The organism is Pseudomonas sp. FW305-20 (assembly GCF_058788075.1).
In genome coordinates this window covers 56,189-79,933 of the sequence record NZ_JBYTAJ010000007.1, presented here as the reverse complement: position 1 = coordinate 79,933, position 23,745 = coordinate 56,189, and the positions used below count along the sequence as shown (strand labels likewise).

General features: G+C 59.8%; 24 protein-coding genes. 18 read left to right on the top strand and 6 right to left on the bottom strand.

The features are described 5' to 3' along the window. Window positions 1–96 precede the first annotated feature (96 nt). Complete coding sequence (locus AC3WP4_RS08370; RefSeq protein ID WP_008149720.1) at window positions 97–705, top strand: LysE family translocator; 609 nt, start codon at window positions 97–99, stop codon at window positions 703–705. Here the strand turns inward: AC3WP4_RS08370 and AC3WP4_RS08365 are convergent. After that, window positions 702–1,466 carry an ArsR/SmtB family transcription factor gene (locus AC3WP4_RS08365; protein ID WP_102615391.1) on the bottom strand — a complete coding sequence of 255 codons (765 nt, stop codon included), beginning with the start codon at window positions 1,464–1,466 and terminating at the stop codon, window positions 702–704. The two genes, AC3WP4_RS08370 and AC3WP4_RS08365, sit on opposite strands and share 4 nt — an antisense overlap. 82 nt (window positions 1,467–1,548) lie before the next feature. On the opposite strand from AC3WP4_RS08365, the gene AC3WP4_RS08360 reads away from it, so the two are divergent. After that, entirely contained in the window at window positions 1,549–2,670 is a 1,122-nt protein-coding gene (locus AC3WP4_RS08360; RefSeq protein ID WP_102615390.1) for a cytochrome P450, read from the top strand. Window positions 2,671–2,691: 21 nt separating this feature from the next. Here AC3WP4_RS08360 and AC3WP4_RS08355 read toward each other — a convergent pair whose 3' ends face one another. Further along, window positions 2,692–3,573, bottom strand: coding sequence for a LysR substrate-binding domain-containing protein (locus AC3WP4_RS08355; RefSeq protein WP_074875995.1), 882 nt, complete (start codon window positions 3,571–3,573; stop codon window positions 2,692–2,694). A gap of 140 nt (window positions 3,574–3,713) precedes the next feature. On the opposite strand from AC3WP4_RS08355, the gene AC3WP4_RS08350 reads away from it, so the two are divergent. Next, window positions 3,714–4,745, top strand: coding sequence for a D-cysteine desulfhydrase family protein (locus AC3WP4_RS08350; RefSeq protein WP_102615389.1), 1,032 nt, complete (start codon window positions 3,714–3,716; stop codon window positions 4,743–4,745). Window positions 4,746–4,892: 147 nt separating this feature from the next. Beyond that, a complete protein-coding gene (locus AC3WP4_RS08345) occupies window positions 4,893–5,228 on the top strand; it encodes a hypothetical protein (protein WP_102615388.1) in 336 nt (111 codons plus the stop codon). A 90-nt stretch (window positions 5,229–5,318) separates the two neighbouring features. Here AC3WP4_RS08345 and AC3WP4_RS08340 read toward each other — a convergent pair whose 3' ends face one another. Beyond that, window positions 5,319–5,657: an FKBP-type peptidyl-prolyl cis-trans isomerase gene (locus AC3WP4_RS08340; RefSeq protein WP_102650628.1), complete on the bottom strand. Its 339-nt coding sequence runs from the start codon at window positions 5,655–5,657 to the stop codon at window positions 5,319–5,321. Window positions 5,658–5,802: 145 nt separating this feature from the next. On the opposite strand from AC3WP4_RS08340, the gene AC3WP4_RS08335 reads away from it, so the two are divergent. The 3 genes from AC3WP4_RS08335 to AC3WP4_RS08325 all read left to right on the top strand — a co-directional run bounded on the left by AC3WP4_RS08335 (window position 5,803) and on the right by AC3WP4_RS08325 (window position 8,364). Beyond that, window positions 5,803–6,867: a M4 family metallopeptidase gene (locus AC3WP4_RS08335; RefSeq protein WP_102616544.1), complete on the top strand. Its 1,065-nt coding sequence runs from the start codon at window positions 5,803–5,805 to the stop codon at window positions 6,865–6,867. Next, window positions 6,864–7,187, top strand: coding sequence for a protealysin inhibitor emfourin (locus AC3WP4_RS08330; protein WP_102616543.1), 324 nt, complete (start codon window positions 6,864–6,866; stop codon window positions 7,185–7,187). Before AC3WP4_RS08335 ends, AC3WP4_RS08330 begins: the two co-directional genes overlap by 4 nt. Window positions 7,188–7,290: 103 nt before the next feature. Further along, complete coding sequence (locus AC3WP4_RS08325) at window positions 7,291–8,364, top strand: sensor domain-containing diguanylate cyclase (RefSeq protein WP_102616542.1); 1,074 nt, start codon at window positions 7,291–7,293, stop codon at window positions 8,362–8,364. 5 nt (window positions 8,365–8,369) lie between these two features. Here AC3WP4_RS08325 and AC3WP4_RS08320 read toward each other — a convergent pair whose 3' ends face one another. Beyond that, window positions 8,370–8,834, bottom strand: a complete 465-nt coding sequence (locus AC3WP4_RS08320; protein ID WP_102616541.1) for a hypothetical protein — start codon at window positions 8,832–8,834, stop codon at window positions 8,370–8,372. A gap of 316 nt (window positions 8,835–9,150) precedes the next feature. On the opposite strand from AC3WP4_RS08320, the gene AC3WP4_RS08315 reads away from it, so the two are divergent. Both AC3WP4_RS08315 and AC3WP4_RS08310 read left to right on the top strand, forming a co-directional pair. Further along, a complete protein-coding gene (locus tag AC3WP4_RS08315) occupies window positions 9,151–10,959 on the top strand; it encodes a monovalent cation:proton antiporter-2 (CPA2) family protein (RefSeq protein ID WP_102616540.1) in 1,809 nt (602 codons plus the stop codon). Window positions 10,960–10,994: 35 nt separating this feature from the next. Further along, a complete protein-coding gene (locus tag AC3WP4_RS08310) occupies window positions 10,995–12,104 on the top strand; it encodes a DNA alkylation repair protein (RefSeq protein WP_102616539.1) in 1,110 nt (369 codons plus the stop codon). Here AC3WP4_RS08310 and AC3WP4_RS08305 read toward each other — a convergent pair. Next, window positions 12,085–12,657 carry a cytochrome b gene (locus AC3WP4_RS08305; protein ID WP_102616538.1) on the bottom strand — a complete coding sequence of 191 codons (573 nt, stop codon included), beginning with the start codon at window positions 12,655–12,657 and terminating at the stop codon, window positions 12,085–12,087. The two genes, AC3WP4_RS08310 and AC3WP4_RS08305, sit on opposite strands and share 20 nt — an antisense overlap. Before the next feature lie 205 nt (window positions 12,658–12,862). Here AC3WP4_RS08305 and AC3WP4_RS08300 point away from each other — a divergent pair, with 205 nt between their 5' ends. From AC3WP4_RS08300 to AC3WP4_RS08270, 7 genes are read left to right on the top strand one after another with little or no spacing between them, the layout of a single operon-like run. Continuing rightward, window positions 12,863–13,540 carry a thermostable hemolysin gene (locus AC3WP4_RS08300; RefSeq protein ID WP_074875975.1) on the top strand — a complete coding sequence of 226 codons (678 nt, stop codon included), beginning with the start codon at window positions 12,863–12,865 and terminating at the stop codon, window positions 13,538–13,540. Further along, entirely contained in the window at window positions 13,530–15,011 is a 1,482-nt protein-coding gene (locus AC3WP4_RS08295; RefSeq protein ID WP_102616537.1) for an AMP-binding protein, read from the top strand. The genes AC3WP4_RS08300 and AC3WP4_RS08295 overlap by 11 nt, the downstream gene beginning before the upstream one ends. After that, the gene (locus AC3WP4_RS08290; RefSeq protein ID WP_102616536.1) at window positions 15,008–15,682 is read left to right on the top strand and encodes an iron-containing redox enzyme family protein; all 675 of its coding nucleotides are present in this window, start codon (window positions 15,008–15,010) and stop codon (window positions 15,680–15,682) included. The genes AC3WP4_RS08295 and AC3WP4_RS08290 overlap by 4 nt, the downstream gene beginning before the upstream one ends. Beyond that, window positions 15,669–16,478, top strand: a complete 810-nt coding sequence (locus tag AC3WP4_RS08285; protein WP_074875968.1) for an SDR family oxidoreductase — start codon at window positions 15,669–15,671, stop codon at window positions 16,476–16,478. Before AC3WP4_RS08290 ends, AC3WP4_RS08285 begins: the two co-directional genes overlap by 14 nt. Next, window positions 16,475–17,119 carry a tetratricopeptide repeat protein gene (locus tag AC3WP4_RS08280; RefSeq protein ID WP_102616535.1) on the top strand — a complete coding sequence of 215 codons (645 nt, stop codon included), beginning with the start codon at window positions 16,475–16,477 and terminating at the stop codon, window positions 17,117–17,119. The genes AC3WP4_RS08285 and AC3WP4_RS08280 overlap by 4 nt, the downstream gene beginning before the upstream one ends. Before the next feature lie 11 nt (window positions 17,120–17,130). Then, entirely contained in the window at window positions 17,131–17,793 is a 663-nt protein-coding gene (locus tag AC3WP4_RS08275) for a response regulator (RefSeq protein ID WP_074875964.1), read from the top strand. Next, window positions 17,790–19,175 carry an ATP-binding protein gene (locus AC3WP4_RS08270; protein ID WP_102616534.1) on the top strand — a complete coding sequence of 462 codons (1,386 nt, stop codon included), beginning with the start codon at window positions 17,790–17,792 and terminating at the stop codon, window positions 19,173–19,175. The genes AC3WP4_RS08275 and AC3WP4_RS08270 overlap by 4 nt, the downstream gene beginning before the upstream one ends. A gap of 92 nt (window positions 19,176–19,267) precedes the next feature. Here the strand turns inward: AC3WP4_RS08270 and AC3WP4_RS08265 are convergent, their stop codons facing one another. After that, entirely contained in the window at window positions 19,268–20,164 is an 897-nt protein-coding gene (locus AC3WP4_RS08265) for a LysR family transcriptional regulator (protein WP_102616533.1), read from the bottom strand. A gap of 121 nt (window positions 20,165–20,285) precedes the next feature. Here AC3WP4_RS08265 and AC3WP4_RS08260 point away from each other — a divergent pair, with 121 nt between their 5' ends. Both AC3WP4_RS08260 and AC3WP4_RS08255 read left to right on the top strand, forming a co-directional pair. Further along, window positions 20,286–21,956 carry a GMC family oxidoreductase gene (locus AC3WP4_RS08260; protein ID WP_102616532.1) on the top strand — a complete coding sequence of 557 codons (1,671 nt, stop codon included), beginning with the start codon at window positions 20,286–20,288 and terminating at the stop codon, window positions 21,954–21,956. 133 nt (window positions 21,957–22,089) lie between these two features. Next, on the top strand, window positions 22,090–23,712 hold the full coding sequence (locus tag AC3WP4_RS08255) for an MFS transporter (RefSeq protein ID WP_102616531.1): 1,623 nt from the start codon (window positions 22,090–22,092) through the stop codon (window positions 23,710–23,712). The last annotated feature ends 33 nt before the right edge of the window (window positions 23,713–23,745 follow it).

Sequence of the window (23,745 nt, the reverse complement as noted above, 5' to 3'; positions counted from 1 at the left end):
TTAGTCACATATGCAGCGCAATTAAAGCGTTTGTCACGCCCACGTCGTCACGCCAATCTGCTCGCACGCAGCCAGCGCCACCTGACGGAGCAAGACATGAACAGCTACGGACTCTTTCTATTGTTCGCCACCCTGACCATTTTGAGTCCGGGGCCTGGCGTTGTCCTGACCCTGTCCAACGCGGTGCGCCATGGCTGGACCGGGGCAGTGCCGGGCATTCTGGGGATCGCATCGGGTGCGTTTATCGTCGCCGCCATCAGCGCCACCAGCGTCGGCCTGATCCTCAGCACTTCCGCCAACGCCTTTACTGCGTTGAAATACGCAGGGGCCGCCTATTTGCTGTACCTGGGTTACAAGAGCTGGCGCTCGGCAGGTTTCAACACGCTGCTTGAAACACGTCCCTCAAGCCCGGGCTACCGCTTCCTGGAAGCGGCTTCGATCCAGTTTCTGAACCCCAAGGCCGTGTTTTTCTTTCTGGCGGTGTTCCCGCAATTCATCGACACCTCAGCGCACTTCTCCACCCAGTTTTTCAAACTGGTCGCCTCCTATGGCGTGCTGGTGATCCTCGTGCATGGCAGCTATGCCTTGCTCGCCAATGCTGCCAAAGGCTGGTTGTCGAGTCCGAAAGGTTCCTGGCTGGCGGCGAAAGTCTCGGGTGTGACCTTCGCCGGTTTCGGCGTGCTGATGGCCTCGGCCAGTCGCTAAGGTGCAGACCTGGCGATCGCTCGACGCCGGGGCTCGGTGAGCGCGGTTTGTGTTGTCGATACCTGAACTGGCAGTTCAACAGCGAACCGGCTGCTGAGTTCCTTGCGTCCCGTCGCCGTCAATGCCAGCGCGCGGCTGTCCAGGTCTTGAGTCACCCATTTGCGCGTGATCGCCGTTTTCAACAACGCCGCCCCCAGCGATCCACCCAGATGCGGGCGGCGCATGCTCCAGTCCAGGCATGGGCAGGCAAAGCGGCGGCGCAGCGTGCTCAAATCCTTGACCTCGATACCCAACCCTTCAAACAACGCCTCACCGCTTTGGCTCAACTGATAAGCCTGTTCATCGGTTGCCAGCAGCCACCCCGCTTCGATCATCCGGTCATGCAGCAGCACCGCCAACGTGCCGGCCATGTGGTCGTAACACGTGCGGGCGAATTGCAGGCGATCCGGGGTGCGCGAATTGAAGGTCGGTGCAGCGTTCTGGCCGATCACCATCAACGCTTCCAGCGCCTGGGCCACACGCTTGTCCGTCAGGCTGTAATAGCGATGTCGGCCCTGCACGTGCAGCCGCACCAGCGCCAACTCCTTGAGTTTGGCCAGATGCGCGCTGGCGGTGGACGCACTGACTTCGGCAATCGCCGCCAACTCAGTGCTGGTGCGGGCGTGGCCGTCCATCAGCGAACAGAGGATTTTCGTCCGGGCCGGTTCCGCGATCGCTGCAGCCACCTGAGAGACGCCGATGTCGTGCTGTTCTACGTTCATATTTCGTTCCCGGACGAATCAAGGCCCTTTCGGACTGGAGATAGTAGCAACACTTTTCCAACCACGAACAAGGCTGCGACCCATGGACCCGATCATCGCTGCGACTCATGCCGATCCTTATCCCTATTACGCGCAACTGCGCGCGCAGGGCGGGATGGTTTTTCACCAAGGACTGAAAGTGTGGGTGGCGAGTAGCGCCCGAGCCGTTGCGGCAGTGCTGGCGCATCCTGACTGTCATGTTCGACCGTCCCATGAACCGGTGCCCAAGGCGATAGTTGGCGGGATGGCCGGCAAGGTCTTCGGTCGGTTGATGCGGATGAATGAGGGCGAGGGGCAGCGTTGCCCGAGGTCGGCGATACAGCCAGGGTTGGCGTCTATTGATGCAGATGAAGTCAATGCGCTCGTCGGCGCTCGCCTGATCACTGCAGACGCCGATGGGTTGTACAAGGCAATGTTCCGCGGGCCGGTTTGCGTGGTGGCTGCATTGCTGGGGTTCTCTGCGGCTCAAAGCCGCGCTATCAGCGAGCTGACCGTAAATTTCGTCGCGTGCCTGTCGCCCCTCGGCGATCAGGCGCAACGGGATGCCGCGCACGTAGCGGCGGAACACTTGAGCGGCTATTTGATTGAGCTGCTGGATGACCCGAACAATCAGAGCGCCCTGCTCGCCGGGATCCGCCAGCGCTTCGCGGCAACCTCTGGCGACTCCGAAATGTTGATCGCCAACCTGATCGGGTTGTTTTCCCAGACCTATGAGGCCACCGCCGGACTGATCGGAAATGCGTTGTTGGCGCTGATTCGAAACCCGTCGTTGCACAATCAATCGACATCCGTGAACGACCTGATCGCTGAAGTTCAGCGCTTCGATCCGTCGGTGCAGAACACCCGCCGGTTTGTCGCTGCGCCTTGTGAAATCGAGGGGGTAAGCCTGAACCCCGGCGACGTGATTCTGGTGCTGTTGGCCTCGGCTAATCGTGATCCGCAGCTCAATGACCATCCCGACGTCTTTCTTCTGGATCGTCCAGACCGGCGCAGCTTTACCTTTGGTGCGGGGCGGCATCAATGTCCGGGGCAGGTGTTGGCCTTGAGTATTGCCTGCGCCACCTTGAGGGAGATTCTGACGTTAAAACCTGCGTTGGATCGCCTGACCTGGCATTACCGGCCTTCGCTGAACGGGCGTATTCCGCTGTTTAGTGATTTGCCGTAAGACCACGTCAACACGCAACGGTCACGCCAGTCGCTGCGCAACAAAATCGATAAAGGCTTTCAACTTCGGCAGTGATTTTCGCGAGCGTGGATACACCATCTGTACCGGCTTGGGTGGCGGCGCATAGGCGTCCAGAATCCGCACGAGTTCGCCTTTGGCCAACGCGGCCGACACCAGGAAATCGGGCTGCATCAAAATCCCCTCTCCGGCCACGGCCGCCTGCAGCAGCACTTGGCCGTCATTGCTTTTCAACACCGCTCCTTCGGGCCAGGGAACCTCGCTTGCGCCGTTTTGCAAAGGCCAGGCAAAACGATTGCTCCAGGACGTGTGGGTGAGGATTCTGTGTCGGTGCAGGTCTTCGGGGGACTGAGGTACCTGCCATTTTTCCAGATACCGGGGCGATGCGCAGATCACCATTCGATACGGTGGCAATGGCTTGGCCAGCAGATTCACGCCGATCAGTTCGGAAATCCTGAACGCCAGATCGAATGACGTCTCGTACAGGTCCACCACTTCGTTGCTCAGAATCAGCTCGACCTGGATCTGCGGATAACACTGCATGAACGCCGAAACCAGAGGACCGACCAATGCCACGCCGAGGGTCATCGGTGCGGTGATTCGCAACAGTCCGCTGGGCTCCGGGTTCGACGCCTCCACCCGGCTGAACGCGTACTTCACCTGCTCCAGTGCCCGCTTGGCTTCTTCATAAAACAACCGACCTTCCCCGGTGATGGATTGGCGTCGGGTGGTGCGTTGAATCAATTTGGTATTGAGGGTTTTCTCCAGGCTTTGAATATGCCGTCCAACCATGACCGCCGACATCCCGACATCACTGGCCGCATCGGCAAAGCTGCCTGCCTCGACCACGGCGACGAAAACCTCCATTTGCCTGAGTTTGCTCATGACCATGCCTTGTGAAGGGAGAAAGCGGAACGCTTGATTAAGTACATCAGGTTAAAGGAGTAATAACCGGCAATGCGTTTATCACGAAGGGCGTCCTCCATAGAGTCACATTATTAAAGGTGAACAACGAGGCTCCATTGATGCAAACCCTACTGGACACGTCACTGAGTTGTTTTGCGCGGGCAGAGCTCCTGCAAGGCACCACGCCCATTCAGCGCGCTGAACGCCTCGAACACCTGCTGGGCTTGAAGCCGCAGGGAATCGGCCTGTTTCTCAAGCGCGACGATCATATGCTGATTGGCGGTGGCGGTAACAAACTGCGCAAACTCGAATTTCACATCGGCGCAGCGCTGGCGGCCGGAGTCGACACGGTGATCACTGTGGGCGGCATTCAGTCCAACCATGCGCGCCTGACCGCCGCGGTGTGCGCGCGCCTGGGCCTTGCCTGTGAACTGATTCTGACCCGCGCGGTACCCAAAACCGATGTGGATTACGAACTTAACGGCAACGTCCTGCTCGACCAATTGTTCGGCGCACAGCTACAGGTGCTTGCCGGCGGCAGCAACTCACTCGCCGTGGCCGAAATACGGGCCGCACAACTTCGGGATTTGGGGCGCAACGTGCTGGTGATTCCCACCGGTGGTTCAACGCCGCTGGGCAGTCTCGGTTATGCGCGCTGCGCAGCGGAGATCGCACAGCAAGAGACGGAACTCGGCCTCAGCTTCAATCAGGTCGTGGTGCCCAACGGCAGCGCCGGCACTCACGCAGGGCTCGCGGCGGGCTTCCAGTTGCTGGGCCGAGGCACCTCGATCGTCAAGTCCTATTCGGTTTTGTCCGATCGAGACACGTCAGGGGACAGAACCCGGCAATTGACCCAGGACGCATTGGCACTGTTGGGTAGCAAGGCCGTCGTTCAGGCCGAAGAGATCGCCATTGACGGCAGTCAGTTGGGCGACGGTTACGGTCTGCCAACGCCAGCCATGCAGGAAGCAGTGCGCCTGATGGCTCGCGCCGAAGGCCTGTTGATCGACCCGGTGTACTCCGGCAAAGCGTTTGCCGGGCTGTTGGCCGATCTCAGACAAGGACGCTACCGTACCGGAGACAACGTGCTGTTCGTGATGACCGGCGGAACACCGGGTTTGTATGCCTATCGGGAGACCTTTCAGTCTTAGCGGTTAATCATCCCGCGTCAGCACTTCCAGCAGTTCATAGAGCCACGGACATGTCAGAACATGGAATAAACTCCATCAAGATATGAAAAATGTATTAATCAAGGCAAAAAAAGCCGATATAAAGGGAAACATCCTGGGAGCTAGACAGTGAGTCTGATCTACCACGATCCGTCGATTAGCCATGACGAAGCAGTCGGTCTCTTTGATAGCGGCTTAGAAAAGAACATTATCACCGCGCTGATTTCCATCGGATTAAATGAGCAAGACAGTGCCTGGGCTCAGACCATTTGCCTGAAACATCTCGAGAGTGGCACTCAGTCGGTGGCTGCGGCAGCAATCACCGCACTCGGCCATGTAGCCCGCAGATTCGGTGAGCTTGAAATGCAAGCCGTGATGCCCGCCCTTGATTCCGTAAAAGGAAAATTCCCTGCACTTGAAGCCACAGTTGCTGACACGCTCGACGATATTGAAATGTTCACCTGACTCGCTGAATCAAACCAGAAAACATAAAAACCCCACCATTTCTTCTAACTGAGATGGCGGGGTTCGCCATTTCAGCCCACACCCAACAAATCAATCATCCCGCGTCAGCACTTCCAGCAATTCAATCTCGAAAATCAGGTTCGAGTTCGGCGTGATCTTGCCCATGGTCCGTTCACCGTAGGCCAGATGCGCCGGCACCAGCAATTTGCGCTTGCCGCCGACCTGCATGCCCATAATCCCCTGGTCCCACCCCTTGATCACCCGCCCCGTGCCAATCACGCACTGGAAAGGCTTACCCCGGCTGTAGGAGGAATCGAATTCTGTCCCGTCTTCCAGCCAGCCGCGGTATTGGGTGGTAATCAGCGCGCCTTTGACGGCGGCTTTGCCGTCGCCCGGCTCAAGGTCAATGATTTGCAACTCGTCGCTCATGATTCCTACTCGTTAACAGTCGCCCGGTGTTTGGGGCGTGGACGGAGGTTTTCGCAGAAACCGGCGCGCAAGGCAATCCACGGAACCGAAAGACCGTCCTCCGGCTCACATGAATAACGTCTTCGTTTCAGGAAAGGATGCTCTGATGACCGACTCATCACCGCTGTACAGTTTCATCCCGCCCTACATCCTCAACCGAATCATCGCCTACGGTTCCGACCATCAGCGCTCCAGCGCCCAGGCCACGCTGAGCCATGTCCGTCGTCTGCGGCACAATCCCGGCCCGCCATCGCGGCCACCCGCCAAAGCGATCCTGCCGCTGTCCGGTCGCCCCGGCCTGGCACAGCGCAGTATTCATGACGCGCAAGGCAAAATGCTGCTGCCGGGTATGCCTGTGCGACTTGAAGGTCAGGCGGCAACCGGCGATCCGGCGGTCGACGAAGCCTACGACGCAATGGGTGCCAGCTATGATTTCTTCTGGAAGGTGCTGGGTCGGGACTCCATCGACAACAAGGGTTTTGCCTTGGTCGGCAGCGTGCATTACGGCCAGGATTACGAGAACGCCTTCTGGAACGGCGCGCAAATGGTGTTCGGTGACGGCGATGGCGAAATCTTCGAGCGTTTCACCCGCTCTCTGGATGTGGTCGGTCACGAGTTGACGCACGGCGTGATCGAAAGCGAAGCCGGTCTCGTTTATGCCAACCAGTCCGGGGCATTGAATGAATCGATATCGGACGTTTTCGGGGTGCTGATCAAACAACATGTACTGGGCCAGACCGTCGAAGAGGCTGACTGGCTGATCGGCGCCGACTTGTTGGCACCGGGCATCAAAGGTATCGGTTTACGCTCGATGGCCCATCCGGGCACGGCTTATGACGACCCGTTGCTCGGCAAGGATCCGCAACCGGATCACATGCGCAAGTTCGTCATCACCCAGGAAGACAACGGCGGTGTGCACATCAATTCGGGCATCCCCAATCGGGCGTTTTATCTGGCCGCGATGGCGCTGGGCGGTTTTGCCTGGGAAAAAACCGGCCGCATCTGGTACGACGCGCTGTGCGACAAGCGCCTGGGTAGCGAAGCGACATTCAGTGCCTTCGCGCAACTGACTGTCGAGCATGCCCGGCAAGGATTGGGGGCAACAGCAGTCGAAGCGGTGCGACACGGCTGGTCTGAAGTGGGCGTCGACCTGACGCTGGAGGAACAATGAAAACCTTGCCAACGCTGGACGATAACGCGGTGGTCTGTGTCTCCCGCCAGGGCGGCGTAGCGGCGATCCACAGCTTGACCCGCCCCCGAGAGATCGAATTCGCCCAATGCGATGCAGAGCAACGTAGCCGCATCTGCTCGTTGCTCGAAGGTTGCCTGCCAATGACGAGTTCATCCGCCGGCCGCGGCGATCAGCGCTTCTATCAAATCGAAGTGCGCTACCGCAGCGGCGAACAGGACGACCGGATGGTGATGAAGGTGCCTGAAGATAAAGCGCCTGGAGAATTGGTGCATCTGTGGGACAAAGGTGAACTGCTATAAGTTTGGCGCCTCCGGTAATAGAGGCTGCTGATCGAGGGCCGTGTGAACTAACATAGGCGCACCTCTCCCGATACGGCTGATACGCGACGATGGCAAAACCTGCATGAATGTGGACTGGACCAGCGTCGCCATCGGCTCAGTGATGCTAGCCCTGATCGTCGCGTTGATCGGTCGCGAGCGCTCGCTGCAAAAGCAGCTGGCCGAGTATCGCGTGCTGCTCACCAGCCTGACTGACGGACAAAACATCCGCCAGGACGGTGACGCCGAACGCTTCAAGCGCAGCCAGTATTTTGCCCGTATCGGCACATGGGACTGGGATGTCGACACCGACAAGCTCTACTGGTCGGAAGCTATCTACGGCATGTTTGGCTTCAAGATCGACGAAGTAACGCCCTCCTACGCGCTGTTTTGCTCATGTGTCCACCCGGACGACCGGGCCAGGGTCCGGGCCGGGGAATTGCGCTGCCTGGATACCGGCGACAACCATGACGAGGAATATCGGGTGGTGTGGCCCGACGGCACGATCCGCTGGCTTCGGGAAACAGGCAATGTGGTCAAGAACGACCACGATGCAACGATCAAGATGATGGGTGTGGTACGCGATATCACCGAGGAAAAAGCCTCCGCCAGCTACCTGCAACACCTGGCCCATTTCGATCCGCTGACTGGTCTGCCCAATCGTCTGGTGCTCGAGGAGCGTCTGTCCGAAGCGCTGGAACAGGCGCGCATCAGCGCCACGAGGGTTGCGCTGGTATTTGTCGATCTCAATGGTTTCAAGGCAATCAACGACCATTACGGCCATGCCGCCGGCGACCGGGTATTGATCACCACCGCCACGCGATTGAAGAAAATCCTGCGTTCAACGGATACCGTCGCCCGGATTGGTGGTGATGAATTTGTGGTCATCCTTCAAGGCCTGCCCCAAGGCAACAGCCTGCAAGACGAAGCCCGCAGCATCTGCCAGAAAATCTTCGTCGAACTGTCGCCACCGGTGACCATCGGCAATGATCAACGACACATCGGCACCAGCCTTGGGGTCGCGGTGTTCCCGGACCATGCGCCGAGCATGGACCGGTTGATTCATATTGCGGATCTGGCGATGTATGAGGCGAAGCGCAGTGGGAATAACCAGTATCGGTTGGGTGAACAATCGATGAGTCATAGCCGGGTCGATTGACCCGTTCAGTCCTTGCGCCGGCCGAAAGGAATGCCGTTAAACGTGTGGGTGCAGCAATGACAGTTTGGCGTCATGTGCTCGGCTTTCAGCTCAGGATTGACGATCCGCAGATACCCTTGACCATCGACATACAAGCCGCTGAAGTAGCTCGACTCTCCCAGACACACCTGCTCTTTCCTTTCGTTTTCATGCAGAGCAACCATCCAGAACACCGGTTCAGGCCGATCGAGGCGAGCCACCGTTTCGCTGAAAACCTCATCCCATTGCCTACCGACGCGAGACAGCAGAAACCGGAACAACGGCGTGTAATCGAACCCGTGCCGGCGAGTTCCATGCATCGAACCCCGTGACGCATCGTTGTTGATTTCATTCTTGGTATTGCGCTGATGCCGGTAATGCCCGGTAATTTCGTTACGCCAGACACCCCAAGTGCGGGTATTGACCTTGCGGTAGAGGGGTTTCTTGTCCAACGGGTAGCTCCTGACATCCAGTCAATGAAATCGCCGCCGAGCTTTACCGGAACCGCTGGCGATTTCAATCAGCCTTCAATGGCCAAATGTTGCTTGCGGGCTAACGCTCCACTGGCGTGATATCCACAAGCAGGCGCACTCCCACATTTATTTGCAGGGGGCGGAGATACTGTGTCCACCGCAGAACCATTGTGGGAGCGAGCCTGCTCGCGATGGCAGTAGGCCAGGCAACATCGTTATCTGTCATTGCTGACGCATGAAGCATCACCCTTTATCCTTGTCCCCCCCGCCATACCGAGTGAATGGAGTTTTTGTCATGCCCCATGAAGGCAACCTGCTGCAAGCCGCTGTCGTGTTTCTGTTCGCTGCGGTGCTCACCGTTCCCTTGGCCAAGCGCCTGCAACTGGGGGCGGTGCTGGGTTACCTGTTTGCCGGCGTGATCATCGGCCCGTCGGTGCTGGGCTTGATTGGCAATCCGCAAAGCGTCAGCCACATTTCCGAACTCGGGGTGGTGTTGCTGCTGTTCATCATTGGCCTGGAACTGTCGCCGCGACGTTTGTGGGTGATGCGCAAATCGGTATTCGGCGTTGGTCTGGCGCAAGTGCTGCTGACGGGCACGGTGATTGGTGTGCTGGCGTTGTTCGTGTTTGGCCAACCGTTGAACAGCGCGATCGTACTGGGCTTGGGCCTGGCGCTGTCGTCTACGGCATTCGGATTGCAAAGCCTGGCCGAGCGCAAGGAACTGACCAGCCCCCACGGACGTTTGGCATTTGCGATTCTGCTGTTCCAAGACATCGCCGCTATCCCGTTGATCGCCATGGTGCCGTTGCTGGCGGGCGGCGATCACGCCAGCAGCGCGGGTGAAGGCCTCAATCACGGCTTGCGCGTGCTGGGCAGCATCGCGGTGATGGTGATCGGTGGCCGATACCTGTTGCGGCCGGTGTTCCGGGTGGTGGCCAAGACCGGTTTGCCGGAAGTCTCCACGGCCACCGCATTGCTGGTGGTGATGGGCACGGCATGGCTGATGGATCTGGTCGGCGTGTCCATGGCGCTGGGGGCGTTTCTCGCCGGGTTGCTGCTGGCGGACTCCGAATACCGCCACGAACTGGAAGCGCAAATCGAGCCGTTCAAGGGATTGCTGCTGGGGCTGTTTTTCATCAGTGTCGGCATGGGCGCGAACCTGAGCCTGCTCCTGAGCGCCCCGATCACGGTGCTGGGCCTGACCCTGCTGCTGATCGCAATCAAATTGCCGCTGTTGTTCGTTGTCGGTCGGCTGGCCGGTGGCTTGGGCAAGGTCAGTGCGATTCGCCTCGGCATCGTGCTCGCGGCCGGTGGTGAATTTGCATTTGTGGTGTTCAAGATTGGCCGCGATCAGGGGCTGTTCGAGCCGAACCTGTACGACTTGCTGGTGCTGACCATCACCTTGTCGATGGCGGTGACGCCATTGCTGTTGCTGATTTGCGCGCGACTGGTCAGCCCCAAGGTTCAACCGGTGGTGGTGCCGGAGAAATTCCGCGAAATCGATACCGACACGCCACGCGTGGTGATTGCCGGCATGGGCCGTATGGGGCAGATCGTTGCGCGGATTCTGCGCGCGCAGAACATCAAGTTCGTCGCCCTCGACACCTCGGTGGAAACCATCGAACTGTCGCGCAGTTTCGGCGGTGTGCCGGTGTTCTACGGCGACCCGATGCGCCCGGAGATCCTCAGTGCGGCCAAGGTCGAGCAGGCGGAGTACTTTGTCATCGCCACCGACGACCCGGACACCAACATCAAGACCGCCGAACTGGTGCACAAACTCTACCCGCACATCAAAATCATCGCCCGGGCACGGAACCGCCAGCATGTGCATCGCTTGGTGGACCTTGGCGCCGAGGCCATCCGGGAAACCTATTATTCGAGTCTGGAAATGAGCCGGCGCACGCTGGTCGGCCTGGGACTGACCCAGGCCCAAGCCGACGCGCGGATCAAGCGTTTCAAGCATCACGACGAGCAGGTGCTTGAGGCCCAGCACATGATTTATGACGATGCGGCGAAGGTCTTGCAGACGGCGCAGGAAGCCCGGGCGGAATTGGCGAGATTGTTTGAGTCGGATCAACTGGAAGAAGAATCAGGCAAGGCATAACTGATCGTTCCCACGATCGACATAAGGAATCCACAATGGCCGCTGACCAACCCGCTCCCGCCCTGAAAGAAATATTCAACGCCGACCGCCTCAAGCACATCGCCACCGAGATGACCGCCGTCTACCCCGCGTTCAACGCCAAGGCCTTCCTTAAACTGGCCAACGACGGACTGGCCGAATTATCCATCATGCAGCGCATGGCCCGAGTCAGCGAGTGCCTGCACGCGGTCCTGCCGTTGAACTATGAAGAAACGCTGGAAGTGCTGCGCGCCCTCGCCCCGCGACTGAACAGCGGCTTCGTCAGCATTTCACTACCGCATTACGTCGCGACCTACGGCGGACAGGCCTTCGAGCAGTCGATGGAGGCGCTGAAATATTTCACCACCTTCGGCTCCTCGGAATTCGCGATCCGCTATTTCCTGCGCAGCGACATCGAACGCTCCCTGGCGGTCATGCACGGGTGGTCCCTGGACGAAAACGAACACGTCCGCCGTCTGGCCAGCGAAGGCAGCCGCCCGCGCCTGCCATGGTCGTTTCGACTGGAACAAGTTCAGGCTGACCCGACATTGGCGGCGGCGATCCTCGACAACCTCAAGACCGACAACAGCCTCTACGTGCGCAAATCCGTGGCCAACCACCTCAACGACATCACCAAGGATCACCCCGAATGGGTGCTGGACCTGATCGAAGGCTGGTCACTGGACAACAAACACACGGCATGGATCGCCAAACACGCCCTGCGCAGCCTGATCAAACAAGGCAATCAACGCGCATTGGCGATCATTGGCGCGGGCAGCAAGCCTGAGGTCGAGATCATCTATGTGAAGGTGGAACCGGCGGTGATTCGTCTGGGTGAAAAAATCACCCTGTCCTTCACCGTGAAATCCAAGGTGCAGGACAGTCAGCGACTGGTGATCGACTACGCGATCGATTACGTCAAAGCCAATGGCAGCACCTCGGCGAAGGTGTTCAAGCTCAAGGCGCTGACGCTTCCCGGCAAGGCGACTGAATCCATCGCCCGTAGCCAGCAGATCAAGGAACTCACCACCCGTCGGCATTACGCCGGTCAACACGCCGTGCACATTCTGGTGAACGGCGAGCGCCTGGCCAGCACCGGGTTCGAGATTAGCGCTGACGTTGATTGACCGTATTGCCGGATCGACCGGGCAGCATGCGCGTCAGGGTGTTGTCGCGGACCCAATAGTGATGAAACAACCCTGCCGCCGCATGCAAGCCGATCAGCCAGTAACCGGCGCTGCCGAGCAATTCGTGCCAATGCTTGAACTGCTTGGCCAGGTCAGGATCGACCGCCACCGGCGAAGGCAGGAAAAATCCGAAATAAGGCATCGGCTTGCCACCCGCCGACAGCATCAGCCAGGCCAATAAAGGCGTGGCGATCATCAGCCCATACAACGCCAGGTGCATCAGGTGCGAAACGCCTGTCTGCCAGACGGGCAACGTCGGCGTAATCGGCGGACGCGGGGTGAGCCGCCCGAGCAAGCGCACCCACACCAACACAAAAATGCTCAGCCCGAACAAGCCGTGCAACCCAAGAAACAAGCTCTTCAAGGCGTGTCCCTTTGGCAACAGCCCTTTGATTTCGATGCAGGCATACACGCCGACAAACAGCGCGAGCATCAGCCAGTGCAAGGTGATCGAGAGTTTTCCATACTGGTGAGCGAGTGCATCGCGGGTCATAACAGGCCTCGTGAACGTTATTGTGGCTGTCGAGTCATTCGCGCAGCCCGGTTGCGCTGTGTTGCCGAACCGATGGGCGCCACCCTGCCCGCCCAGTCTTAACGCAATCTGAAGGCTGGCCCGAGCGATCTTTCGGCCACCTTCAGACTCCGTTAAGAAATGCCTCCGATACTCCTCCCACACTTACTTGGGGAGGCGTCTTTCAATGCCCGATTTCAACTGGAACATCCCTCTGCCCCTGCATTTGGGACAAGCCGAAACATCGCAGATGAGTTTGGCCAGAGCCCTGCCGGACGAACCCCTGCGTCCCGTCTTCGAAGCCTTTATCCAGCAACGTTTCCGTAAGGCCCACGGTGCCGACATCCGTCATTTCATGCCGGAGCTGTTTGGCATGAACAACGCGTCAGGTGAACTGTGTGCGGTGGCCGGCGTGCGGCTGGCAAATAGCGAACCACTGTTTCTGGAACGTTACCTGGACGAGCCGATCGACCCGCTGATCAGTGCCGCGGCCGATTGTGCAGTAGACCGCACGGGTATCGTCGAGGTGGGCAACCTGGCTGCCAACGACACCGGCAGTGCGCGAATGAGCATCATCGCTATCACTTACCTGCTGGCCATGGGTGGCCTGGAATGGGTGGCGTTCACCGGCAACATCGGCCTGGTGAACAGCTTTCATCGTCTGGGTTTGAAACCCGTAACTCTGTGCGCCGCCGATCCTGCGCGGCTGGGCGACGACCGCCATAGCTGGGGCAGTTACTACGAGAGCAAGCCCTGGGTGCACGTTGGCAACATCCGCGCCGGCTTCATCCATTTGCGCAATATCGGGATGTTCAATCGCCTGGGGTTGCCATCGTCGATCGAGGAATCCAGCCATGTCGCCTGAAACCGAGCGTTTCAAACAGGCCCTGCGCAGCCATGCCGAACGCAAGACCAATGCCATCGCCCTGTGGGGCGATCACCTGAAACTGGACTACGCCACGCTGTACGCAGAAGTGACGTATCGCCAGCAGCGTCTGCGCGATGAAAGCGTCAAGGTAGTTGCACTGGCCCTGGACAATGGCGTCGAAGCCATGCTCTGGGACCTGGCCGTGCTGTTTGAAGGCCTGACCTGCCTGACCTTGCCACCTTTTTTCAGCCCGGCTCAACGCAAACATTGCCTGAAGCAAAGCCAGGCCGCCCTGGTGATTGCCGAGCCAGCACTGGAAGCGGAATTGCAAATGGCAGGTTACGAAAAAACCGGTGAATTCTGGCGGTGCACCTTCAGCGGCCCGAACCGGATGCCCGAAGGCACGGCAAAACTGACCTTCACCTCGGGCACCACCGGCACACCCAAAGGCGTGTGCTTGAGCGCCGAAAGCATTCTGCGGGTTGCTCGCGAACTGAATCAGGCCAGCAAACCCACCAACCCACAGCATCACCTCGCACTTCTGCCGCTGGCGATCCTGCTGGAAAATCTGGGTTGCTACGCGGCGCTGTATGCCGGCGCGACGCTAAGCTTGCCCAGCCAGAAAACCCTGGGCATTCAGGGTGCCAGCGGTGTGGAGGTGCCGCGACTGCTCGGATGCCTGGCCACCCGTGCTCCCGAGAGTCTGATCCTGGTGCCGCAGTTGCTGTTGATGCTGGTCAGCGCCGCCGAGCAAAAAGCCTTCAGCCCCCACGCGTTGCGTTTTGCCGCCGTGGGTGGCGGTCGGGTTAGCGAAGAATTGCTGCTCCGAGCGCACCGGATCGGCCTACCGGTTTACGAAGGCTACGGACTGTCCGAGTGCGCGTCGGTGGTGTGCCTCAATCGACCAGAAGCGCGCCGCCCCGGCAGTGTCGGCCGGCCCCTGCCCCACGTGGACATTCGCCTGGCCGACGACGGCGAAGTGCTGATCAAGGGGGCGACCTTGCTCGGTTACCTCGGCGAGGCGCCGCACACCGATGAATGGTGGCCCAGCGGCGATCTTGGCGAGTTCGACCCCGAAGGCTTTCTCTACCTCAAAGGGCGCAAGAAGCATCAATTCGTTACCAGTTACGGCCGCAATGTGAACCCGGAATGGGTCGAGGCTGAATTGACCCAGCGTCGTCATATCGCCCAGGCCTTTGTCTACGGCGAAGCGATGCCAAGCAACCACGCGCTGCTCTGGCCCCATCGCCCGGATTGCACCGACGAAGAACTGGCCGCCGCCGTGGCCGAGGCCAATGAGGCCTTGCCCGATTACGCCCAGGTCCATCACTGGACCCGGCTGGATCAACCGTTCACACCCGCCAACGGTCTGCTGACCGCCAATGGCCGTCCGCGCCGGGACGCCATCGTCGAGCGTTACCGCGAGCAACTGACTGAAGCTGTCTTTTCAGAGGAATCTGCGACATGAGTTTTTTCGACACGCTGCAAGAAGCCACGCAACACGAACGCCATGAACTGTTCAATCTGCCGATCATCCGCGACGCCCTCGAGGGCAAGGTCAGCCTGGAAAGTTACCGGGCCTTCCTGGCGCAAGCCTATTACCACGTGCGCCACACCGTACCGCTGATGATGGCGTGCGGTGCCCGTTTGCCGTCGCGCCTGGAATGGCTGCGTAAAGCGGTGGGCGAGTACATCGAGGACGAATACGGTCACGAACAATGGATCCTCGACGACATCGAAGCCTGCGGCGGCGACAAGGACGCGGTGCGCGACGGTCGTCCGTCCTTGCCGATCGAATTGATGGTCAGCTTCCTCTACGACCTGATTGCCCGGGACAACCCGGTCGGTCTGTTCGGCATGGTCAATGTGCTTGAAGGCACCAGCATCGCCCTGGCCACCCATGCCGCCGACAGCATCCGCGAACGCCTGGACCTGCCGCAAAGCGCTTTCAGTTACCTCAGCTCCCATGGTTCGCTGGATATCGAGCACATGCAGACCTATCGGCGACTGATGAACACCCTCGATGATCCGGCCGACCAGGCCGCCGTGATTCATGCCTCCAAAGTGGTGTACACGCTTTACACCGACATGTTCCGCGGTTTGCCACACGCTGGAGAGAACCTGCATGCACCTGTCTGAGACTCGCGTGGTGTTGACCGGCGCCAGCGGCGGCATCGGGTTGGCAATCACTACTGCCTTGTGTGCCAGTGGCGCCCGGGTATTGGCGGTGGCTCGGCATCGGGAACCGTTGGCGCCGTTACTCGAACGCTATCCGCAGCAGCTGTGCTGGATCGGCGCCGACCTGACGTTCCTCAATGACCGCCGCAAAGTGCTGGCCGCCGCCGAAGCCATCGGCGGTATCAACCTGCTGATCAATGCCGCCGGGGTCAATCACTTCGCCATGCTTGAACAGCTCGATGACAGCGACATCAACGCCATGCTGGCGGTGAACATCAGCGCGCCAATCTGCCTGACCAAGCTATTACTGCCGCTGCTCAAGCAAGCTGAAAGCGCGATGGTGGTGAACGTCGGTTCGACCTACGGCTCCATCGGCTACCCCGGTTACGCCAGCTATTGCGCCACCAAGTTTGCCCTGCGGGGGTTCTCCGAAGCCCTGCGTCGGGAACTGGCCGACACCCGCGTTGGCGTCTTGTACGTCGCGCCACGTGCCACCCGCACCAGCATGAACAGCCCGGCTGCGCAGGCCTTGAATGACGCACTCAAATCCAGTGTCGACAACCCGCAAACAGTCGCCTCGGCGGTGATGCACGCCATTGCCGGTGACCACCGCGACTTGTACCTGGGCTGGCCGGAACGCTTTTTCGTACGCCTGAACAGCCTGTTGCCAAACCTGGTGGATCGCGGCCTGCGCAAGCAGTTGCCACTGATCCGTCGCCTGAGTCAGAAACCTGATAACGAGAACCTCAAACCATGAAAAAACTCTTTGCCTGCCTGCTGATGGCCGCCTTGAGCCACAGCGCCTGGGCGCTGGACGCCGCCGATCAACAACGTCTCAATGGCATCCAGCAAAGCTGGGCGCACATTCAATACGAACTGCCGGCCGAGCAGCGCACCGCCGCGTTCGAAAAACTCGCCGGCCAGGCCTCGGCGTTCACTCGCGAACGCCAATCGGTGGCCGAAGCCTGGATCTGGTCCGGTATCGTCTCTAGCAGTTGGGCCGGCGCCCAGGGCGGGCTCGGTGCGCTGAGCAAGGTCAAGGATGCAAAAGTCGACCTGGAGAAAGCCCTGGCCCTGGACCCAAAAGCCCTGCAAGGCTCGGCCTACACCAGCCTCGGCGCGCTGTACGACCGTGTACCGGGCTGGCCCATCGGTTTCGGCGACGCCGACAAGGCCGAACAGTTGCTCAAGCAGGCCTTGCAACTGAACCCGAACGGCATCGATAGTCTGTACTTCTGGGGTGATCACCTCTACCGTCAAAAACGCTACAGCGAAGCCCGGGGCGCGCTGCAAAAAGCCCTGCTGGCAGACCCAAGACCCGGCCGGGAAACCGCCGACGCCGGGCGGCGCAAAGAGATCGAAGCGTTGCTGGCGGACGTGAACAAGAAAATCGACTGACAGGAATCTGTGTGCGCTTATTACTGATTGAGGATGACACGGCCCTGGGCGAAGGCATCCAGCAGGCCCTAGGCCGCGAAGGTTACACCGTCGACTGGTTGCAGGACGGCAGCAGCGCGTTGCATTCGCTGCTCAGCGAATCCTTCGACCTGGCAGTGCTCGACCTCGGCCTGCCGCGGATGGACGGGCTGGAAGTATTACGCCGCTTGCGTGACAGCGGCTCCAACCTGCCGGTTCTGATCCTCACCGCGCGGGACGCCACCGAAGACCGTATCGCCGGGCTGGATGCCGGGGCCGACGATTACCTGATCAAGCCCTTTGATCTGTCCGAACTCAAGGCGCGTCTGCGGGCCTTGCTGCGGCGCAGTGCCGGCCGCGCGCAGATGCTGATCGAACACGCCGGCATCAGCCTCAACCCTGGCACCCAGCAAGTCAGCTATCAGGGCGAACCGGTGGCGCTGACACCCAAGGAATATCAGCTGCTTCACGAATTGCTCTCGCCACCAGGCCGGGTCATGACCCGCGATCACTTGATGCAGTTGCTTTACGGCTGGAACGAGGAAGCCGAAAGCAACACCCTGGAAGTGCACATCCACCACCTGCGCAAAAAGTTCTCCACCGACCTGATCCGTACCATTCGCGGTGTCGGTTACCTGGTGGAGGAGCGTCGATGACGTCCATTCGGCGCCGCACCCTGACGCTGATCATCGGCCTGGTGCTCGCCGGTCTGGCGGTGATCAGTGTGTTCAACTGGAACGACAGCAACCACGAAATTGCCGAAGTCTATGACGCCCAGCTCGCACAGAACGCCCGGCTGCTGCAGGGTGTGATGCGCATGCCGCTGGCCAGCAAGGAACACGCCGAGCTGTATCAGGCGTTCAACAAAGCCCTGGGCGAAGCGGTGCCGAGCGTCGATGGCCATCCCTATGAAAGCAAGATTGCCTTTCAGGTCTGGAATCGTCAGGGCGAAGTGCTGGTGCACACCGCCAGCGCGCCCTCCTTCACCGCGCCACCGTCGAAACCCGGTTTCAGCGATGTGGTGGATCTGAGCCACCGCCATTGGCGCGCGTTCATGCTGGAAGACAAACAAACGGATTTGCGGATCTGGGTGGGCGAACGCGACGATGTGCGTTCGGACCTGGTGGACCGGATCCTGCGCCATACCCTGTGGCCCAATGTGCTGGGCAGCCTGATTCTTGTGGCGTTGGTCTGGCTGGCCATTGGCTGGGGCCTCAAGCCCCTGGCCGATATGGCGGCGACGTTGCGGGCACGGCACAGCGGTTCTCTGGAACCGCTGCAACTGACCCCGCTGCCCAGCGAGCTCGAACCGATGCAAGCGGCGCTCAATCGCATGCTCACGCAAATTCAGGAAGTGCTCGGCCGCGAACGGCGCTTTATCGCCGATGCCGCCCATGAAATGCGCACGCCCTTGGCGGTGCTGCGGGTGCATGCGCAAAACCTGTTGGAAGCCGGCACCGAACAAGAGCGCCGGGAATCCTTGGCGTTTCTGATTTCGGGCGTGGACCGAGCCAGCCGATTGGTCAACCAATTGCTGACCATGGCTCGCCTTGAACCCACAGCCGTAATGCCGGTGCTGCACTCGATCGACCTGACTCAAACGGTGCGCGACAGCCTGGCTCAGCTAACACCCTGGTTACTGAGCAAGAACCTTGAGCTGGCTTTCGACGTCACTGACCGGCCGCTGAACGTAATCGCTGACGCCGCCGCCATCGACATCGCCCTGAATAACCTGATCAGCAACGCGGCAAATTTTTCCCCCGCGCACGGCGTCATCACCGTGCGCCTCGATCAGGCTGACGGGTTCTATTCATTGAGTGTCGAAGATCAGGGGCCAGGCATCGACGAAGCTGAACGCGGCCGGTTGTTCGAACGTTTTTACAGTCGCGGTAACGTCCAGGGGGCGGGATTGGGGCTGACTATCGTCAACACCATTGCGACTCGGCTGGGCGGACAAATCACCCTGGTCAACCGGCCGGAGGGCGGGTTGCGGGCGACGCTGTCGATTCCGGACGGCCCGTGTTCCGCGATGCCCTAGGTGTTACGTGTGATCGGTGTAGCGAGGCTTACCCGCGAAGAACGAGTAGGCGGGTATGTCAGGCCTGACGCCTTCGCGAGCAAGCTTCGCTTCTACAGCGGATTTGGGCCTAGTAATAAGTCTTGCTCGGCCTCACATAACCCCACCACGTAATCCCACAACACCCGCAACCGCACGGACTTGTGCAGCTCACGCCGCGTGCTGATCCAGTAGCTGCGCTGAATACCCTCATCCGGCAGTAACGGCACCAGGCCGGGATCGGCGCTGGCCATGTAGCACGGCAGCACGGCGATCCCCAACCCGGATCGCGCGGCCTGTTGTTGGGCAATGACGCTGGTGCTGTGAAACACCACCTGCGGATTGCGGCAGAAGCTGTTGAGGAACATCAGCTCCTGGCTGAACAACAAATCATCGACATAGCCGATCCAGGCGTGGCGACCGAGGTCTTCACGGCTGCGCAACGGTGGCGAGCGGTCCAGATACTCCTGGCTGGCGTACAGCGCCAACCGATAGTCAGTCAGCTTGCGCGTGACCAGCATGTCGGCGGCCGGGCGCTCCAGGTGGATGCTGATTTCGGCCTCGCGGTTGAGAATGCTGACAAAGCGCGGCACCGCCACCAGTTCCACTTCCAGCCCCGGATAACGTTCGAACAAGCCGTTCATGCGGCTGGCGAGGAACATGATGCCCAACCCTTCGGTCACGCCGACGCGGATCTTGCCTAACGGTGCACTCGACTGAGTGATTTCTTCCTGAGCCAGCAAGGCGACGTTTTCCATGGCTTCGGCGTGTTTGAGCAACGCTTCGCCCGCAGGGGTCAGCTCATAACCCTGGGCATGCTGGACAAACAACGCCGTGCCGAGGCTCTTTTCGATGGCCTCGATGTGCCGGGCCACGGTGGCGTGGGTGGTGTTCAAACGCCGGGCAGCGGTGAGCAAACGCCCGCTGCGCTGCAACTCGAGAAAAAACCGCAGGTCATTCCAGTCGAACATGAACCGTCCTTGAAGTAAGGCTGTTTAAAAACGCACAGCGGCTGCGCAAAAACTAACATTCTTTTGACGAAAGCTAACAACTAGGATGACCGACAACAAGAACAACAACATGAGGTCATGGATGCAGACTTCCCTGGATGAATTCGACTACATCGTGGTCGGTGCCGGCCCGGCCGGTTGTTTGCTGGCCAATCGGTTGTCGGCCGATCCGCAGAACCGCGTGCTGCTGCTCGAAGCCGGCGGCCGCGACAACTATGCGTGGATTCACATCCCCGTGGGTTACCTGTTCTGCATCGGCAACCCGCGCACCGACTGGTGCTTCAAGACCGAAGCGCAACCCGGTCTGCAAGGTCGCACCCTGAGTTACCCGCGTGGCAAGGTGCTCGGTGGCTGTTCGTCAATCAACGGCATGATCTACATGCGCGGCCAGGCTGGCGACTACGACGGCTGGGCGGCGCAGGGCAATCCCGGCTGGAGCTGGAACGACGTGCTGCCGTTGTTCAAAAAGAGCGAAAACCACTTTGCTGGCGACTCGGAGTTTCACGGCGCAGCCGGGGAATGGCGGATCGAACGTCAGCGGCTGTCGTGGCCGATTCTCGATGCCTTCCAAAGCGCCGCCGAGCAAACCGGCATCGCCAGCATCGATGACTTCAACCAGGGCGACAACGAAGGCTGCGGCTACTTCCAGGTCAATCAGAAGGCCGGTATTCGCTGGAACGCGGCCAAGGCGTTTCTCAAACCGATCCGCAACCGCCCCAATCTCACCGTGCTGACCAACGTCGAAGTGGATCGCGTGCTACTGGAAAACAGCCGTGCATCGGCGGTCAGCGCGCGTTGGCAGGGTCAGGCGAAAACCTTCAAGGCGCGCAAAGAAATCGTGCTGTGCGCCGGTGCCGTCGGCTCACCGAGCATCCTGCAACGTTCCGGGATTGGCCCTCGCTCGCTGCTGCAAAAACTGGGGATTGGCGTTGCCCATGAACTGCCCGGCGTGGGTGGCAACCTGCAAGATCACCTGCAATTGCGCCTGATCTACAAACTGGAAAACGCCCGTACGCTGAATCAAATTGCCGGCAGCCTGTGGGGCAAGATGGGCATGGGCCTGCGCTACCTGTATGACCGCAGCGGCCCGCTGTCCATGGCGCCGAGCCAACTCGGGGCCTTCGCCCGTTCGGGACCGGAGCAGACGTCGGCGAATCTCGAGTACCACGTTCAGCCGCTGTCTCTGGAGCGTTTCGGTGAGCCATTGCACGCCTTCCCCGCCTTCACGGCGTCGGTGTGCGATCTGCGCCCGCAAAGCCGTGGTCGCATCGAGATTCGCTCCACCGATCCGCAGGAAGCGCCACTGATTCAGCCCAATTACTTGAGCCATCCGCAGGACTTGCGGGTGGCAGCAGACGCGATTCGCCTGACCCGCCGCATCGTCGCCGCACCGGCCTTGCAAGCGTTCAAACCGGTCGAGTACTTGCCCGGCGACAGCTTGCAGAGCGATGAAGAATTGCATGAAGCCGCCGCCCGCATCGGCACCACGATTTTCCACCCGGTCGGCACCTGCCGCATGGGCAATGACGTGGACGCCGTGGTTGATGCGCAGCTCAAAGTCCATGGCATTCCGGGCCTGCGCATCGCTGACGCCTCGATCATGCCGCGCATTACCTCGGGCAATACCTGTTCGCCTACGCTGATGATTGCCGAAAAGGCAGCACAGCTGATCCTTAACACTTCGACTGTAAACCTATCCCCTGTGGGAGCGAGCCTGCTCGCGAAAGCGGTGGATCATTCAACATCGAGTTGACTGACACGACGCCATCGCGAGCAGGCTCACTCCCACAAGGATCGCACTAGATTCGCGGATGTTGGAATGACCCCTGCAAGGAATACGCAACACCAGTGGAACAAAAAAAACAATCACTGTGAGGGATACCGATATGTCAGAACATGTTCAGCCCCTGGAAGCCGTGCGCAGCGCGGGCACCAGCAAGGAAACCCAGAAAGTCATCTTCGCCTCGTCGCTCGGGACAGTCTTCGAGTGGTATGACTTTTTCCTCTATGGCGCCCTCGCGGCGGTGATCAGCAAACAGTTTTTTGCCGGGGTCAACGACACCACGGCGTTCATCTTTGCGCTGATGGCCTTCGCTGCCGGCTTCATCGTGCGGCCGTTCGGCGCCTTGGTGTTCGGCCGGTTGGGGGACATGATCGGGCGTAAATACACCTTCCTTGCGACCATCATTCTCATGGGCGTGGCGACCTTCTGCGTCGGGCTGTTGCCGACCTACTCGAGTATCGGCATTGCCGCGCCGATCATCCTCGTGGTGCTGCGCATGCTTCAGGGCCTGGCCCTGGGCGGTGAATACGGCGGCGCTGCCACTTACGTGGCGGAACATGCGCCGATGGGTAAACGCGGTTTCCACACCAGCTGGATTCAGTCCACCGCAACCCTCGGCTTGCTGCTGTCGCTGCTGGTGGTGCTCGGTTGCCGCTACTTCACCGGTGACCAGTTCGAAGTCTGGGGCTGGCGGATTCCGTTCCTGTTCTCGATCATTTTGCTGGGCATCTCGACCTGGATTCGCATGAGCCTGCACGAGTCGCCGGCGTTCGTGAAAATGAAAGAGGAAGGCAAACTCTGCAAATCGCCGCTGCGCGATTCCTTCGGCAAATGGGAAAACCTGAAAGTCGTGCTGATCGCCCTGTTCAGCATCAACGCTGGACAAGCCGTGACCTTCTACGCAGCGCAGTTCTACGTGCTGTTCTTCCTCACCCAGTTCCTGAAAATGGACCCGGCGTTGGCCAACAGCCTGCTGATCGTCAGTGTGATCATCGGCGCACCGTTCTTCATTTTCTTCGGCTGGCTGTCGGACAAGGTCGGGCGCAAACCGGTGCTGATGATCGGCCTGCTGCTGGCCACCGCACTGTACTTCCCGATCTTCAAATCCATCGCCCACTACGCCAACCCGGCCATTGACCAGGCCAGCCGTCAGGCACCGATCACCGTACTGGCGGACCCGGCCACCTGCACCTTCCAGTTCGACCCGGTGGGCAAGGCGAAATTTGACAGCCCTTGCGACAAGGTCAAAACCTTCCTGGTGAAACAGGGCCTGCCCTATAACAGCGAAGCTCTACCGGCCGGCAGCGCCGTACAGGTGAGCGTCGGTGACGTGAAGCTCGAAGGCTACGATGAAGCGGCCCTGCGTGGCGCCGTGACGTTGGCCGGGTATCCGTCACAAGCCGATACGCAGCAGGTCAACAAGTCCATGATCGTGATGTTGATGGTGGTGCTGATCATCATTTCGGCCATGTGCTACGGCCCGCTGGCAGCGCTGATGGTCGAACTGTTCCCGACCCGCATCCGCTACACCTCGATGTCCCTGCCCTACCACATTGGTAATGGCTGGTTCGGCGGTTTCCTGCCAACGGTGTCGTTTGCCTTGGTGGTGTACACCGGGGATATCTTCTACGGGCTGTGGTACCCGGTGTTGATAACCGGGGTGAGCCTGGTCGTGGGGATGATCTGCTTGAGTGAGACCAAGAACGTGGATCTGGATAAAAACTGAGCTCACCACAATCCTTGTGGTGAGGGGATAAAT

Coding starts and splice junctions, on each gene's coding strand:
- AC3WP4_RS08330 (WP_102616543.1), top strand. CDS start 6,864: ATGAAAACCTTGCCAACGCTGGACGATAACGCGGTGGTCTGTGTCTCC.
- AC3WP4_RS08270 (WP_102616534.1), top strand. CDS start 17,790: ATGACGTCCATTCGGCGCCGCACCCTGACGCTGATCATCGGCCTGGTG.
- AC3WP4_RS08325 (WP_102616542.1), top strand. CDS start 7,291: ATGAATGTGGACTGGACCAGCGTCGCCATCGGCTCAGTGATGCTAGCC.
- AC3WP4_RS08265 (WP_102616533.1), bottom strand. CDS start 20,164: ATGTTCGACTGGAATGACCTGCGGTTTTTTCTCGAGTTGCAGCGCAGC.
- AC3WP4_RS08310 (WP_102616539.1), top strand. CDS start 10,995: ATGGCCGCTGACCAACCCGCTCCCGCCCTGAAAGAAATATTCAACGCC.
- AC3WP4_RS08280 (WP_102616535.1), top strand. CDS start 16,475: ATGAAAAAACTCTTTGCCTGCCTGCTGATGGCCGCCTTGAGCCACAGC.
- AC3WP4_RS08315 (WP_102616540.1), top strand. CDS start 9,151: ATGCCCCATGAAGGCAACCTGCTGCAAGCCGCTGTCGTGTTTCTGTTC.
- AC3WP4_RS08290 (WP_102616536.1), top strand. CDS start 15,008: ATGAGTTTTTTCGACACGCTGCAAGAAGCCACGCAACACGAACGCCAT.
- AC3WP4_RS08365 (WP_102615391.1), bottom strand. CDS start 1,466: ATGAACGTAGAACAGCACGACATCGGCGTCTCTCAGGTGGCTGCAGCG.
- AC3WP4_RS08350 (WP_102615389.1), top strand. CDS start 3,714: ATGCAAACCCTACTGGACACGTCACTGAGTTGTTTTGCGCGGGCAGAG.
- AC3WP4_RS08340 (WP_102650628.1), bottom strand. CDS start 5,657: ATGAGCGACGAGTTGCAAATCATTGACCTTGAGCCGGGCGACGGCAAA.
- AC3WP4_RS08295 (WP_102616537.1), top strand. CDS start 13,530: ATGTCGCCTGAAACCGAGCGTTTCAAACAGGCCCTGCGCAGCCATGCC.
- AC3WP4_RS08305 (WP_102616538.1), bottom strand. CDS start 12,657: ATGACCCGCGATGCACTCGCTCACCAGTATGGAAAACTCTCGATCACC.
- AC3WP4_RS08360 (WP_102615390.1), top strand. CDS start 1,549: ATGGACCCGATCATCGCTGCGACTCATGCCGATCCTTATCCCTATTAC.
- AC3WP4_RS08335 (WP_102616544.1), top strand. CDS start 5,803: ATGACCGACTCATCACCGCTGTACAGTTTCATCCCGCCCTACATCCTC.
- AC3WP4_RS08255 (WP_102616531.1), top strand. CDS start 22,090: ATGTCAGAACATGTTCAGCCCCTGGAAGCCGTGCGCAGCGCGGGCACC.
- AC3WP4_RS08355 (WP_074875995.1), bottom strand. CDS start 3,573: ATGAGCAAACTCAGGCAAATGGAGGTTTTCGTCGCCGTGGTCGAGGCA.
- AC3WP4_RS08370 (WP_008149720.1), top strand. CDS start 97: ATGAACAGCTACGGACTCTTTCTATTGTTCGCCACCCTGACCATTTTG.
- AC3WP4_RS08300 (WP_074875975.1), top strand. CDS start 12,863: ATGCCCGATTTCAACTGGAACATCCCTCTGCCCCTGCATTTGGGACAA.
- AC3WP4_RS08285 (WP_074875968.1), top strand. CDS start 15,669: ATGCACCTGTCTGAGACTCGCGTGGTGTTGACCGGCGCCAGCGGCGGC.
- AC3WP4_RS08260 (WP_102616532.1), top strand. CDS start 20,286: ATGCAGACTTCCCTGGATGAATTCGACTACATCGTGGTCGGTGCCGGC.